Source organism: Rhodococcus sp. Z6_132 (assembly GCF_058133635.1).
Map to the genome: position 1 here is coordinate 261,568 of NZ_JBYUNP010000001.1, position 11,849 is coordinate 273,416.

19 protein-coding genes and 1 pseudogene are annotated in these 11,849 nt (G+C 69.2%); 4 read left to right on the forward strand and 16 right to left on the reverse strand.

The annotated features are described in order from the left end of the window. Window positions 1-107 precede the first annotated feature (107 nt). The 15 genes from AC3YO9_RS01265 to rpsJ form a co-directional block, all read right to left on the reverse strand. Entirely contained in the window at window positions 108-293 is a 186-nt protein-coding gene (locus AC3YO9_RS01265; RefSeq protein WP_127783975.1) for a type Z 30S ribosomal protein S14, read from the reverse strand. A 2-nt stretch (window positions 294-295) separates the two neighbouring features. Beyond that, window positions 296-838 (reverse strand): 50S ribosomal protein L5, encoded by a 543-nt coding sequence (rplE, locus tag AC3YO9_RS01270; RefSeq protein ID WP_127784924.1) that lies wholly within the window; start codon window positions 836-838, stop codon window positions 296-298. Window positions 839-897: 59 nt separating this feature from the next. Then, window positions 898-1,221 (reverse strand): 50S ribosomal protein L24, encoded by a 324-nt coding sequence (rplX, locus tag AC3YO9_RS01275; RefSeq protein WP_127783976.1) that lies wholly within the window; start codon window positions 1,219-1,221, stop codon window positions 898-900. Then, the gene (gene rplN, locus AC3YO9_RS01280) at window positions 1,221-1,589 is read right to left on the reverse strand and encodes a 50S ribosomal protein L14 (protein ID WP_127783977.1); all 369 of its coding nucleotides are present in this window, start codon (window positions 1,587-1,589) and stop codon (window positions 1,221-1,223) included. Before rplN ends, rplX begins: the two co-directional genes overlap by 1 nt. Before the next feature lie 146 nt (window positions 1,590-1,735). Further along, a complete protein-coding gene (gene rpsQ / locus AC3YO9_RS01285; RefSeq protein WP_127783978.1) occupies window positions 1,736-2,017 on the reverse strand; it encodes a 30S ribosomal protein S17 in 282 nt (93 codons plus the stop codon). A gap of 20 nt (window positions 2,018-2,037) precedes the next feature. Continuing rightward, window positions 2,038-2,277 carry a 50S ribosomal protein L29 gene (gene rpmC, locus AC3YO9_RS01290; protein ID WP_127783979.1) on the reverse strand — a complete coding sequence of 80 codons (240 nt, stop codon included), beginning with the start codon at window positions 2,275-2,277 and terminating at the stop codon, window positions 2,038-2,040. Further along, window positions 2,277-2,693 carry a 50S ribosomal protein L16 gene (gene rplP / locus AC3YO9_RS01295; RefSeq protein ID WP_127783980.1) on the reverse strand — a complete coding sequence of 139 codons (417 nt, stop codon included), beginning with the start codon at window positions 2,691-2,693 and terminating at the stop codon, window positions 2,277-2,279. Before rplP ends, rpmC begins: the two co-directional genes overlap by 1 nt. A gap of 4 nt (window positions 2,694-2,697) precedes the next feature. Beyond that, complete coding sequence (rpsC, locus tag AC3YO9_RS01300; protein ID WP_127783981.1) at window positions 2,698-3,525, reverse strand: 30S ribosomal protein S3; 828 nt, start codon at window positions 3,523-3,525, stop codon at window positions 2,698-2,700. Next, complete coding sequence (gene rplV / locus AC3YO9_RS01305; protein ID WP_127783982.1) at window positions 3,525-3,959, reverse strand: 50S ribosomal protein L22; 435 nt, start codon at window positions 3,957-3,959, stop codon at window positions 3,525-3,527. Before rplV ends, rpsC begins: the two co-directional genes overlap by 1 nt. Then, window positions 3,956-4,237 carry a 30S ribosomal protein S19 gene (gene rpsS, locus AC3YO9_RS01310; protein WP_127783983.1) on the reverse strand — a complete coding sequence of 94 codons (282 nt, stop codon included), beginning with the start codon at window positions 4,235-4,237 and terminating at the stop codon, window positions 3,956-3,958. Before rpsS ends, rplV begins: the two co-directional genes overlap by 4 nt. Window positions 4,238-4,254: 17 nt before the next feature. Further along, a complete protein-coding gene (gene rplB / locus AC3YO9_RS01315) occupies window positions 4,255-5,091 on the reverse strand; it encodes a 50S ribosomal protein L2 (RefSeq protein WP_127783984.1) in 837 nt (278 codons plus the stop codon). A 53-nt stretch (window positions 5,092-5,144) separates the two neighbouring features. Then, complete coding sequence (rplW, locus tag AC3YO9_RS01320; protein WP_127783985.1) at window positions 5,145-5,444, reverse strand: 50S ribosomal protein L23; 300 nt, start codon at window positions 5,442-5,444, stop codon at window positions 5,145-5,147. Further along, window positions 5,441-6,172, reverse strand: a complete 732-nt coding sequence (gene rplD, locus AC3YO9_RS01325) for a 50S ribosomal protein L4 (protein ID WP_127783986.1) — start codon at window positions 6,170-6,172, stop codon at window positions 5,441-5,443. The genes rplW and rplD overlap by 4 nt, the downstream gene beginning before the upstream one ends. Continuing rightward, on the reverse strand, window positions 6,172-6,825 hold the full coding sequence (gene rplC / locus AC3YO9_RS01330; RefSeq protein WP_489981887.1) for a 50S ribosomal protein L3: 654 nt from the start codon (window positions 6,823-6,825) through the stop codon (window positions 6,172-6,174). Before rplC ends, rplD begins: the two co-directional genes overlap by 1 nt. A gap of 17 nt (window positions 6,826-6,842) precedes the next feature. Then, on the reverse strand, window positions 6,843-7,148 hold the full coding sequence (gene rpsJ, locus AC3YO9_RS01335; protein ID WP_003938093.1) for a 30S ribosomal protein S10: 306 nt from the start codon (window positions 7,146-7,148) through the stop codon (window positions 6,843-6,845). A 594-nt stretch (window positions 7,149-7,742) separates the two neighbouring features. Here rpsJ and AC3YO9_RS01340 point away from each other — a divergent pair. The 4 genes and pseudogenes from AC3YO9_RS01340 to AC3YO9_RS01355 all read left to right on the forward strand — a co-directional run bounded on the left by AC3YO9_RS01340 (window position 7,743) and on the right by AC3YO9_RS01355 (window position 11,481). After that, the gene (locus AC3YO9_RS01340) at window positions 7,743-8,546 is read left to right on the forward strand and encodes an alpha/beta fold hydrolase (protein ID WP_489981888.1); all 804 of its coding nucleotides are present in this window, start codon (window positions 7,743-7,745) and stop codon (window positions 8,544-8,546) included. Window positions 8,547-8,563: 17 nt separating this feature from the next. Next, window positions 8,564-9,496: pseudogene (locus tag AC3YO9_RS01345) on the forward strand (ATP-binding cassette domain-containing protein); the annotation flags it as partial. 248 nt (window positions 9,497-9,744) lie between these two features. Beyond that, window positions 9,745-10,572, forward strand: coding sequence for an ABC transporter permease (locus AC3YO9_RS01350; RefSeq protein WP_489981889.1), 828 nt, complete (start codon window positions 9,745-9,747; stop codon window positions 10,570-10,572). Window positions 10,573-10,575: 3 nt separating this feature from the next. After that, window positions 10,576-11,481 carry an ABC transporter permease gene (locus tag AC3YO9_RS01355; RefSeq protein ID WP_489981890.1) on the forward strand — a complete coding sequence of 302 codons (906 nt, stop codon included), beginning with the start codon at window positions 10,576-10,578 and terminating at the stop codon, window positions 11,479-11,481. A gap of 68 nt (window positions 11,482-11,549) precedes the next feature. Here the strand turns inward: AC3YO9_RS01355 and AC3YO9_RS01360 are convergent, their stop codons facing one another. Beyond that, window positions 11,550-11,780 (reverse strand): MbtH family protein, encoded by a 231-nt coding sequence (locus AC3YO9_RS01360; protein ID WP_127783991.1) that lies wholly within the window; start codon window positions 11,778-11,780, stop codon window positions 11,550-11,552. Between the last annotated feature and the right edge of the window lie 69 nt (window positions 11,781-11,849).

An 11,849-nucleotide genomic window follows, 5' to 3' on the forward strand; every position in this document is an offset into this window, starting at 1 on the left:
CCGCCGCGGTTCCCTCGTCGGATCCAAGTGGAGTCAACGGGCCTACGGCGAAGCGGTTCGAGTGCGGACGGGATGTCCGCGTGGGGTGAGCTGAGCGGGTGCTCAGCTCACCAAGAGGACTTGCGCACGCCGGGGAGCTCGCCCCGGTGAGCCATCTCGCGCAAGCAGATGCGGCAGAGGCCGAACTTGCGGAACACGGCGTGGGGACGCCCGCAACGCTGGCACCGGGTGTACGCCCGGACAGCAAACTTCGGCTTCTTGTTCGCCTTGTTGACCAGTGCCTTCTTGGCCATGCTCAGTTCTCCTTGAAGGGGAAGCCCAGGTGCTTCAGCAGAGCCCGGCCCTCCTCGTTGTTCGTCGCGGTGGTCACCACGGTGATGTCCATGCCTCGAGGACGGTCGATCGAGTCGATGTCGATCTCGTGGAACATGGACTGCTCGTTGAGCCCGAAGGTGTAGTTCCCGTTGCCGTCGAACTGCGTGCCCGACAGACCGCGGAAGTCGCGGATGCGAGGGAGCGCGATGCTCACCAGGCGGTCCAGGAACTCCCACATCCGGTCACCGCGGAGGGTGACCTTCGCGCCGATCGGCATGCCCTCGCGGAGCTTGAACTGCGCGATCGAGGTCTTGGAACGGCGGATCTCGGCCTTCTGGCCGGTGATCAGCGCCAGGTCGCGGACCGCACCGTCGATCAGCTTCGCGTCACGCGCAGCCTCACCGACACCCATGTTCACCACGACCTTGACGACGCCGGGGATCTGCATGACGTTGTCGTAGGAGTACTGCTCCTGCATGGCGGAGCGGATCTCCTCGCGGTACCGCTGCTTCAGCCGGGGCATCGTGGGGGCGGCGGCGACGGGGTTGTCGGTCACTGCGACAGAGCTCTTCTTGCTCGCCATCAGATGTCCTTCCCGTTCTTGCGCGACACGCGCACTCGCTTGGCACGGTCACCGCTGTCGTCGACGCGGTAGCCGACGCGGGTGGGCTTGCCGTCGGAGTCGACGACCATGACGTTGGAGACGTGGATCGAGGCCTCCTGCGTCACGATGCCGCCCGATGCCGCACCACGCTCGTTGGTGGAGACGGAGGTGTGCTTCTTGATCCGGTTGACGCCCTCGACCAGGACGCGCTCGTTCTCCGGGAAGGCCTGGATGACCTTGCCCTTCGCGCCCTTGTCCTTGCCGGCAACCACGATCACGGTGTCACCCTTGTGCACCTTCATCACAGCACCTCCGGCGCGAGCGAGATGATCTTCATGAACTTCTTGTCGCGCAGCTCGCGGCCCACGGGGCCGAAGATGCGCGTGCCTCGCGGCTCGTTGTCTGGCTTGATGAGGACTGCGGCGTTCTCGTCGAAGCGGATGTAGGAACCGTCCGGGCGGCGACGCTCCTTGGAGGTGCGCACGATGACCGCCTTGACGACGTCACCCCGCTTCACCCCCGCGCCCGGGATGGCTTCCTTCACTGTCGCCACGATGATGTCGCCGATACCGGCGTAACGCCGGGACGAGCCACCGAGGACGCGGATGCACAAGATCTCCTTGGCACCCGTGTTGTCGGCGACTCGCAGTCGCGACTCCTGCTGGATCACTTACAACTCCTGACCTGCGTGATGCGCGGCGGATTTCCGACCCGACGCGCGCGGTCCAAACTTACCTGTCAACTTCTAGGGGCAACGAGCCGGGCTGGCTCCGCGAGGAGCCGGCCCGACCTTCGAGAGCCACCGGGCCTTGCGAGCTACCGGGCCTTCTCGAGCACGGACACCAGGCGCCAGCGCTTGGTGGCCGACAGCGGCCGGGTCTCCATCAGCCGCACGCGGTCGCCGACACCGGCGTCACCGTTCTCGTCGTGGGCCTTGACCTTGGTGGTACGACGGATGACCTTGCTGTAGAGCGGGTGCTTGACCCGGTCCTCCAGCTCGACCACGATCGTCTTCTCCATCTTGTCCGAGACCACGTAGCCCACGCGCACCTTGCGGTTGTTGCGCTCGCTCGTGGCAGCGGTCTGCTCCGTGCTCACTTCTGCATCCCTCTCTACCGTCACGCTGCACCCTCATCCGAAACCGGCGCCGGTGCGAGACCGAGCTCGCGCTCACGCATGACCGTGTAGATCCGGGCGATGTCGCGCCGGACGGTCCGCAGTCGGCGGTTGTTGTCGAGCTGGCCGGTCGCCGTCTGGAAGCGCAGGTTGAACAGCTCTTCCTTGGACTCGCGGAGCTTGCTGACAAGCTCCTCGCCGGTGAGCTCGCGGAGCTCTGCGGCCTGTGTTGCGTCTGCCATCAGAACTGCCCCTCCCTGGTAACGATCCGGCACTTCATCGGGAGCTTGTGCATCGCGCGGCGCAGGGCCTCACGAGCGGTCTCCTCGTTGGGGTAGCTCAGCTCGAACATGATGCGTCCGGGCTTGACGTTGGCGACCCACCACTCGGGCGATCCCTTGCCGGAACCCATGCGGGTCTCGGCGGGCTTCTTGGTCAGCGGGCGGTCCGGGAAGATCGTGATCCAGACCTTGCCGCCGCGCTTGATGTGCCGGGTGACCGCGATACGGGCCGACTCGATCTGGCGGTTGGTCACGTAGGCCGGCTCCAGGGCCTGGATGCCCCACTCGCCGAACGTGACCTGCGTGCCGCCCTTGGCGTTGCCAGAGCGACTGGGGTGGTGCTGCTTGCGGTGCTTGACCCTGCGGGGAATCAGCATGTCCTCAGCCCTCCGTGCTTCCAGCAGGCGCCACAGGTGCTGCCTCGCTTGCCGGGGCCGTCGTAGTTCCTGCCGACTCGGCCGCCGCGCGGCCGGCGTCGGTGCTGGTGGCGGTGGTGCCCGAGGCACCGGAGCGACGACGCGCACCGGTCGGACGCTCGCGCCGTGCCGGACGCTCGTCGGTGACGACGTTCTCACGACGGCCGCCGACGATGTCGCCCTTGTAGATCCAGACCTTGACGCCGATCCGCCCGAAGGTGGTCTTGGCCTCGTACAGGCCGTAGTCGATGTCCGCGCGCAGCGTGTGCAGCGGGACCCGACCCTCGCGGTAGAACTCCGAGCGGGACATCTCCGCGCCGCCGAGGCGACCGGAGCACTGCACGCGGATGCCCTTGACCTGCGGCTGACGCATGGCCGACTGGATGGCCTTGCGCATCGCCCGGCGGAACGCCACGCGGTTGGACAGCTGCTCGGCGACCCCCTGGGCCACCAGCTGCGCCTCGGCCTCGGCGTTCTTCACCTCGAGGATGTTCAGCTGCACCTGCTTGCCGGTCAGCTTCTCCAGCTCGGAGCGGATGCGGTCGGCCTCGGCGCCGCGGCGACCGATGACGATGCCCGGACGCGCGGTGTGGATGTCGACCCGGACGCGGTCACGCGTGCGCTCGATCTCGACCTTGGCGATGCCGGCGCGCTCCATGCCGGTGGCGAGCAGCTTACGGATCGCCACGTCTTCCTTGACGTACTCCGCGTACTGCTTGTCGGCGTACCAGCGGGACTTCCAGTCAGTGGTGATACCCAGCCGGAAGCCGTGCGGGTTGATTTTCTGACCCACTACTGAGCACTTCCCTTCGAGGCGGCCTTGGCGGCCGAGCTCCTACGGTTTCGAGGCGAGGCGTCGGAGCTGCGACGCGGCCGGCTCTCAACCTCGATCGTGATGTGGCTCGTGCGCTTCCGGATGCGGAAGGCACGGCCCTGTGCCCGGGGCTGGAAACGCTTCAGCGTCGGTCCCTCGTCCACGAACGCCGTGGAGACGACCAGCGTGGCGGGGTCCAGCCCGAGGTTGTTCTCGGCGTTGGCGACGGCGCTCGCGAGCACCTTGGCCACCGGCTCACTGGCGGCCTGCGGCGCGAACCGCAGGACGGCGAGCGCCTCAGCCGCGGGACGGCCCTTGATCAGCTCGACGACGCGGCGCGCCTTCATGGGCGTGACCCGGACGTAGCGGGCCTTGGCCATCGCGTGCGGGAAAACTTCGTCTGTGCTGCTCATCGGCGGCGCGCCTTTCGGTCGTCCTTGATGTGTCCACGGAACGTCCGCGTGGGCGCGAACTCACCGAGCTTGTGTCCCACCATGGCGTCCGAGACGAACACCGGGACGTGCTTGCGGCCGTCGTGCACCGCGAACGTGTGTCCGATGAAGTCCGGCGTGATGGTCGATCGTCGGGACCAGGTCTTGATGACCTGCTTGGTCCCCTTCTCGTTCTGGACGTCCACCTTCGCAAGGAGGTGGTCATCGACGAACGGGCCCTTCTTAAGGCTGCGTGGCATCCTTCACTCCTCCCTGGTCAGCGCTTGTTCTTGCCCGTGCGGCGGCGCCGCACGATGAGCTTGTCGCTCGGCTTGCTCTTGCGGGTGCGGCCCTCAGGCGTGCCCCACGGGCTCACCGGGTGGCGACCACCGGAAGTCTTGCCCTCACCACCACCGTGCGGGTGGTCGACCGGGTTCATCACGACACCACGGACGGTCGGGCGCTTGCCCTTCCAGCGCATGCGGCCGGCCTTGCCCCAGTTGATGTTGGACTGCTCGGCGTTGCCGACCTCGCCCACCGAGGCGCGGCAGCGAACGTCCACGCGCCGGATCTCACCGGAGGGCATGCGCAGGGTGGCGTAGGTGCCCTCCTTGCCCAGCAGCTGGATGCTGGCGCCGGCCGAGCGGGCCATCTTGGCGCCGCCGCCGGGACGCAGCTCCACCGAGTGGATGGTGGTACCGGTCGGGATGTTGCGCAGGGGCAGGTTGTTGCCGGGCTTGATGTCAGCCTTGGCGCCGGCCTCCACGGTGTCGCCCTGCTTCAGCTTCGCCGGGGCGAGGATGTAGCGCTTCTCCCCGTCGGCGTAGTGCAGCAGCGCGATGTTGGCGGTGCGGTTCGGGTCGTACTCGATGTGCGCGACCTTGGCCGGCACACCATCCTTGTCGGCCCGGCGGAAGTCGATGAGCCGGTACGCACGCTTGTGGCCACCGCCCTTGTGGCGGGTGGTGATGCGGCCGTGGGCGTTGCGGCCACCTCGGCCGTGCAACGGACGGACCAGCGACTTCTCCGGGGTGGAACGGGTGATCTCAGCGAAGTCGGAGACGCTGGAGCCACGACGCCCGGGAGTGGTCGGCTTGTACTTGCGGATTGCCATGAGTCTTCTCAGTCCTCAGCTTGTCTGCCTGATTTCAACGAGTCCCGGCGCCGTCAGGCGACCGGGCCCCCGAAGATCTCGATGGGCTTGCTGTCGGCGGACAGGGTGACGATCGCGCGCTTGGTGTCCTTGCGCTTGCCGTACCCGAACTTCGTCCGCTTGCGCTTTCCCTGGCGGTTGGCGGTGTTGACGTTCTTGACAGTCACGCCGAAGACCTTCTCCACGGCGATCTTGATCTGCGTCTTGTTCGCGTCCGGCGACACCAGGAAGGTGTAGGTGTTCGACTCGAGCAGCCCGTAGGACTTCTCGGAGATCACCGGTGCCAGGAGCACGTCACGCGGGTCGGCAATCACTTGCTGTCCTCCTCGTTCTCCACGAGCTCACTCGAACGTGCCGACGCCGTGGCGCTGCGTCCGCGGGGCGGACCGGCGACGAGGGAGGCGAGCGACGCGCTGGTGAACACGACGTCGTCGGAGACGAGGACGTCGTAGGTGTTGAGCTGGTCCGGCGCAATGGGGTGCACACCGGGCAGGTTCTTCAGGCTGCGCCAGCCGGCAGCGTCCTGACGGTCCAGGACCACCAGGAAGCGACGACGGTCGCTGATCGCACCCAGCAGCGTCTTCACGCCCTTGGTGGAGGGCACGTCGTTGGCCACGAGCTCGCTGACGACGTGGATGCGGCCGGAGCGGGCCCGGTCGGAGAGCGCCCCGCGGAGAGCGGCGGCGATCATCTTCTTGGGCGTGCGCTGCGCGTAGCTGCGCGGCGTGGGGCCGTGCACGACGCCACCGCCGACGAACTGCGGCGCGCGGGTCGAGCCCTGACGGGCGCGGCCGGTGCCCTTCTGGCGGTAGGGCTTGGCGCCACCGCCGGACACCTCCGCGCGGGTCTTGGTCTTGTGCGTGCCCTGGCGGGCGGCGGCCATCTGCGCCACGACCACCTGGTGCATCAGCGGGATGTTCGCCTGCACGTTGAACAGCGACGCGGGCAGCTCGACGGTGCCGTTGGTGCCACCGTCGACGGTGCGCACGGGCACGGTCAGGGACGCCTCGGCGGCGTCAGCCTTCTTGGTGTCGATAGCCATCAGAGGGCACCACCCTTCACTGCGGACTTGACGAACACGAGTCCGCCCTTGTTGCCGGGAACGGCGCCCTTGATGAGCAGCAGGCCGGCCTCGGCGTCGACGCGGTACACGGTCAGGTTCTGCGTGGTGACCCGCTCGTTGCCCATCCGACCCGCCATGCGCATGCCCTTGAACACGCGACCGGGGGTGGAGGCGCCACCGATGGAGCCGGGCGAGCGGTGCACGCGCTTCACGCCGTGTCCCGCACCCAGGCCGTGGAAGCCGTGGCGCTTCATGACACCGGCGGTTCCCTTGCCCTTGCTGGTGCCGGTCACGTCGACCACTGCGCCATCGGCGAAGAGGTCGGCGGTGATCTCCTGGCCGACCTCGTAGCCGGAGACGTCCTCCATGCGGAGCTCGACGAGGTGGCGACGAGGCGTGGTGCCGGCCTTGGTGAACTGGCCCGCAACGGGCTTGATCACGCGGCGCGGGTCAATCGCGCCGAAGGCCAGCTGCACAGCGTTGTAGCCGTCGTTCTCTACGGTTCGCACCTGGGTGACGACACAGGGCCCAGCCTGCACGACGGTCACCGGGACGATCCGGTTGTTCTCGTCGAACACCTGGGTCATGCCGAGCTTGTTGCCCAGGATGCCCTTCATCTTGTTCTCAGCCATCGGTCCTGTCTCCGCCGTCACTGGATGTTGACGTCGACGCTCGCCGGAAGGTCGATGCGCATGAGCGCGTCCACCGTCTTGGGCGTCGGGTCGAGGATGTCAATGAGGCGCTTGTGGGTGCGCATCTCGAAGTGCTCGCGCGAGTCCTTGTACTTGTGCGGCGAGCGGATGACGCAGTACACGTTCTTCTCGGTCGGCAGCGGCACAGGACCGACCACGCGTGCACCCGTACGGGTGACGGTCTCGACGATCTTGCGCGCGGACGCGTCGATCGCCTCATGGTCATAGGCCTTGAGCCGGATGCGGATCTTTTGTCCCGCCACGCTTGCCCTCTTCCTTGCTTGCCGCTTTCGCGGCAACTCACTGTCGTATGAACGCCATGCGGTGTGTCAGCGCCGACCAGCAGGCTGCGCTGTTGTTCTCGAACTGTCGGTACGACGAGCCCATGCCCGACGACATCGACCATCCACCAGCACGGGAACCACGCGCAGGCGCAGCACCGATCCACTCGCGATGTTCAACTGTCGGGCCCGCCGGTACACGCGGTCGGGTGTGTCGCGTTCACGCCCGAGGACTGAAGTGCCATCCTACGGGGATCACCCGGCGCCAGCTCGGCGTCTATAGCCGAAGCTCACACATACCCTGCCCACCACGGACAGCCATGGGATCCGCGAGGAACCCACGACCCATCACGTCGTGTCAAGGCAACCGCACCAGTATGCACGACGCGCCCTCGCACATCAAACCGCCTCCGGCCGCGGCACTCACGCCGGCGGCACCGCGCCGGATCGGGGTCAGCACACGGTCGTGCCTGCTCAGCCGGTGCGGCGCCCGGTCTCGTGGATAACATCTGTGGGCCCACACGCGATGAGACAGGATGTCCGCTTCCCTACCCCCTGCTGCGTCCGGAGGACCCCGTGCCCGTCGCGACGCTGAACGGCATCCGGCTGAGCTACGCGGTGTCCGGCGAGGGGCCGCTGGTGGTCCTGGTGATGGGCAGCGGAAGCCCGGGGCGAGTGTGGGACCTGCACCAGACGCCCGCCCTGGAGGCGGCCGGCTACCGGGTGGCCAGGGTGGACAACCGAGGCATCGCGCCCAGCGACGAGTGCCCCGAGGGCTTCACCATCGCCGACATGGCTGCCGACACCGCCGCGCTGATCGAGCACCTCGGCGCCCCAGCGGCGGTGGTGGGCACCTCGCTGGGGGCCCGGATCACCCAGGAGCTGGCGCTGACCCGCCCCGAGCTGGTCTCCCGGGCGGTGCTGTTCACCGCGCACGCCCGGCTGCGTCCCGCCCAGGCCGCCCTGTCGGCGGCGGAGGCGGAGCTGGCCGAGACCGGGCAGCGGGTGTCCCCGCGGTACTCCGCAGCGGTCACTGCGGCGCTGAACCTCTCTCCCCGCACGCTCGCCGACCCGTCCACCTGCCAGGAGTGGCTGGACGTCCTGGAGTTCTCCGCCGCCACCGGCGGGCCCGGGACGGCCGCACAGCTGCGGCTGGACAACGGCTTCGACCGCCGGAGCGCCTACCGCGGCATCCGGGTGCCCACGATGGTCGTGGCCTTCGCCGACGACCGGGTGATCGACCCCCAGCTGTGCCGCGAGGTGGCCGACGCCATCCCCGGCTGCCGTTACGAGGTAGTTGCCGACGCAGGGCACTTCGGCCTGCTGGAACGCCCCGAGCCGGCAAACGCCCTGCTGCTGGAATTCCTTTCCGGCCGCTGACCACAGGAGGAAGCGACATGCCCGATCCGACCGACGGTGTGACCGTGCAGGGGGTCGAGAAGCGCTTCGGTGACGTGCGCGCCCTGCGCGGCATCACCTTCTCCGCCCCGCGCGGATCCGTGCTGGGGATTCTCGGTCCGAACGGCGCGGGCAAGACCACCGTGGTCAACGTGCTGACCACGCTGCTGCGCCCGGACGCCGGCACCGCCACGGTGGCCGGTTTCGACGTGGTCCGCCAGGCCGCGCAGGTGCGGCGCGCCATCATGGTCACCGGCCAGTACGCCGCGCTGGACGAGTCGTTGTCCGGCCGGGAGAACCTCGTGCTCTTCGGCCGCCTGATGGGGCTGGACAAGCGGTCCGCGCGGGTCAGGACCGCGGAGCTGCTGGCCGACTTCGACCTGGTGGAGGCGGCGGGACGCAAGGTGGGCGGCTACTCCGGAGGCATGCGCCGACGCATCGACATCGCGTGCGGGCTGGTGGTGCGACCGGACGTGGTGTTCCTGGACGAGCCGACCACCGGCCTGGACCCGCGGAGCCGCCAGTTCGTGTGGGACCTGGTGAGCCGGCTCAAGGACGACGGCATCACCACCGTCCTGACCACCCAGTACCTGGACGAGGTGGACGTGCTCTCGGACAACATCGTGGTGATCGACAAGGGCACGGTGGTGGCCGAGGGCACCGCTGACCAGCTCAAGGAGCGCACCGGCACCAGCTACTGCGAGATCGTCCCCCTGCACACCACGGACCTGCCGCAGCTGCTGGCCGCGCTGGGCCCGCTGGTTCCCGCGGGCACCGCGGCGGTGCCCGCGGGTGACCGGGTGTCCATCCCCGCTCCCCAGGGCGCCACCACCCTCGCCGAGGCGCTGCGCCGGCTGGACGCTGCGCAGGTGGAGATCGCCGACATCGCGCTGCGGCGGCCCTCCCTGGACGACGTGTTCTTCGCCCTGACCGCGCCGACCGACGCCGAGGCGGACCAGGACAGCGCCGCCACGGACACCCCCGCCGCGCCACGGCCCCGCCCAGCGGGGTCCAGCCCAGCGGGGTCCAGCCCAGCGGAGTCCAGCACCGGAAACCTGGGCGACGGCGACCCCGGTGACGCGCAGGTCAGCGATCGCGAGGGTGGCGGCGGTGAGGTGTCGGCGGAGGTCGGCGCGGGTGCGTCCCCGCCGTCGGGGCGCCGCGACGGTGGCGGCCCGGCGTGAGCGCCCCGGTGGCTTCCCGCGACAAGCCCGGCCCCTCCCCCCGCCCGCTGCACCACCACGCTCGGCCGGCGCCTGGCGGGCTGTCGCAGTGGCTGACCCTGGCCGGTCGGCACACCCGGGCCATGGGCACCAACGGCGAGCTGGCGGTCTCCCTGGTCGCGCCGCCGATCTTCGCGCTCGGCTTCGACCTGCCGCTGCGCTCCATCATGGATTCCCAGGGCGTCGACTACGGGCAGTTCATCACCCCGATCATCGTGCTGCAGGCGATGAGCTTCATCGCGGTCTCCTCCGCCGTGCGGGCCGCCTACGAGTCGGTGAACGGCATGACCACCCGGATGCGGACCATGCCGGTGAACCCCGCGGCTCCGCTGGCCGGGCGAATGACCGCCTCGGCCGTGCGGGTGGTGGTGTCACTGCTGTCCGCGCTGCTGTCGGGCTACCTGCTGGGATTCCGCTTCGAGAACGGCGTGGACAACGCGGTGCTGTTCTGCGGCTTCGCCTTCGTCATCGCCCTGGTGCTGTCCATCGGGGCTGACGCGCTGGGGACCCTGTCGCACAACCCTGAGGCGACCAGCCAGATCCTCACGCTGCCCCAGCTGGTGCTGGGCATGCTCTCCACCGGCTACGTGCCCGAGGAGGGCTTCCCCGAGTGGATCCAGCCGTTCGTGCGCAACCAGCCGGTGTCGCACTTCTGCGCAGTGATGCGGTCGCTGGCAGAGGGCACCGGGGACACCACGCACGTGCTGCCCGCGCTGCTGTGGCTGGGCGGGCTGGCCGCGGCCTTCACGCTGGCCTCGGTGCACGCCAACCTGCGGAGGGGCTAGCCGATGAGCACTGTCACCCCACCCAGTCGCACCCCGTGGCCGCCCAGCCCCACGCCGCGCCCGATCGTCACCCCACCCGAGCCCACAGGCGCGCTGGCCTTCCTCGTGCCCACCCGGGCCGCACCCGAGCGGTCGCTGCGAGCGCTCGGACCGCAGAGCCTGCTGCAGGCCCGGCGGCTGCTCACGCGGTGGCTGCGCGACCCCTTCACCACCATCCAGGCGCTGGTCTACCCCGCCGTCACGCTGGTGATGCTCTGGGTGGTGCTCGGTGACTCGATCGCCGACGCCACCGGGCAGGACGCTCTGGACGGGCTGGTGCCCATGACCGCGCTGGTGGGCACCATGGCCGGGGCGGTGGCCGGAGCGGTGTCGCTGATGGGTGAGCGCGACTCAGGGCTGGTGGGCCGGTTCTGGGTGATGCCGGTCAACCGGGCGGGGCCGATCGTCGGCCGTCTGCTCGCCGAGATGGTGCGCATCCTGCTCACCACGGTGATCATCGTCGCCGTCGGGCTGCTGATCGGCTTCCGCTTCGACCGGGGACTGCTGGCCGGGCTGGCCATGGTGGGGATGCCGCTGCTGTTCGGGCTGGGCTACTCCACCCTGGCCACCGCGGCCGCGCTCTACAGCCGCCGGACCACCTTCGTGGAGATGCTGTCGCTGGCCACCACCATCCTGATGTTCTTCAACACCGGGTTCGTGCCGCTGGACGCCTACCCCAGCTGGCTGCAGGGACCGGTGCAGTACCAGCCGATGTCCTGCGCGGTGGACACCATGAAGGCGCTGGCGGTGGGCGGACCCACGCTCACCCCGCTGCTGCTGCTGCTCGCCTGGACGGGCGGGCTGGTGGTGGTGTTCGGGTGGCCGGCCATCGTCGGCTACGGCCGGGCTGCGGGAAGTGCGCGCCGCTGAGCCGTCCTGCTGAGCCCGCACAGCGAGGGCGCCCGGCGTGATCGCCGGGCGCCCTCGCTGCGCAGTCGTCAGCTCGCCGTGCCGCGGGCGTCGGCCTCCATCGCCTCGACGAGGCTCTTCGGCCGCATGTCCGTCCAGCTCTCCTCCACGTAGCTGACGCACTCCGCGCGGGAGGCGGTGCCGAACGCCACGGTCCAGCCCGCGGGCACGTCGGCGAACTCCGGCCACAGCGAGTGCTGGTTCTCCTCGTTGACCAGCACCCGGAAACGGCCGTCCGCGTCGTCGAATGGGTTGCTCACTTGCCAGCTCCTTCTCGTTGTCACCTGTTCCGTGCCTGGCCCCGCGGGCCGCACGGCCGATCTGCTGGG

What these genes read in the sequence shown, in the direction of transcription:
- rplB (WP_127783984.1), bottom strand. Translation starts at nt 5,091, where the DNA reads ATGGCAATCCGCAAGTACAAGCCGACCACTCCCGGGCGTCGTGGCTCC.
- rplP (WP_127783980.1), bottom strand. Translation starts at nt 2,693, where the DNA reads ATGCTGATTCCCCGCAGGGTCAAGCACCGCAAGCAGCACCACCCCAGT.
- AC3YO9_RS01355 (WP_489981890.1), top strand. Translation starts at nt 10,576, where the DNA reads ATGAGCACTGTCACCCCACCCAGTCGCACCCCGTGGCCGCCCAGCCCC.
- rplD (WP_127783986.1), bottom strand. Translation starts at nt 6,172, where the DNA reads ATGGCTATCGACACCAAGAAGGCTGACGCCGCCGAGGCGTCCCTGACC.
- rpmC (WP_127783979.1), bottom strand. Translation starts at nt 2,277, where the DNA reads ATGGCAGACGCAACACAGGCCGCAGAGCTCCGCGAGCTCACCGGCGAG.
- rplX (WP_127783976.1), bottom strand. Translation starts at nt 1,221, where the DNA reads ATGAAGGTGCACAAGGGTGACACCGTGATCGTGGTTGCCGGCAAGGAC.
- rpsS (WP_127783983.1), bottom strand. Translation starts at nt 4,237, where the DNA reads ATGCCACGCAGCCTTAAGAAGGGCCCGTTCGTCGATGACCACCTCCTT.
- AC3YO9_RS01265 (WP_127783975.1), bottom strand. Translation starts at nt 293, where the DNA reads ATGGCCAAGAAGGCACTGGTCAACAAGGCGAACAAGAAGCCGAAGTTT.
- rplE (WP_127784924.1), bottom strand. Translation starts at nt 838, where the DNA reads ATGCCCCGGCTGAAGCAGCGGTACCGCGAGGAGATCCGCTCCGCCATG.
- rplC (WP_489981887.1), bottom strand. Translation starts at nt 6,825, where the DNA reads ATGGCTGAGAACAAGATGAAGGGCATCCTGGGCAACAAGCTCGGCATG.
- rplV (WP_127783982.1), bottom strand. Translation starts at nt 3,959, where the DNA reads ATGAGCAGCACAGACGAAGTTTTCCCGCACGCGATGGCCAAGGCCCGC.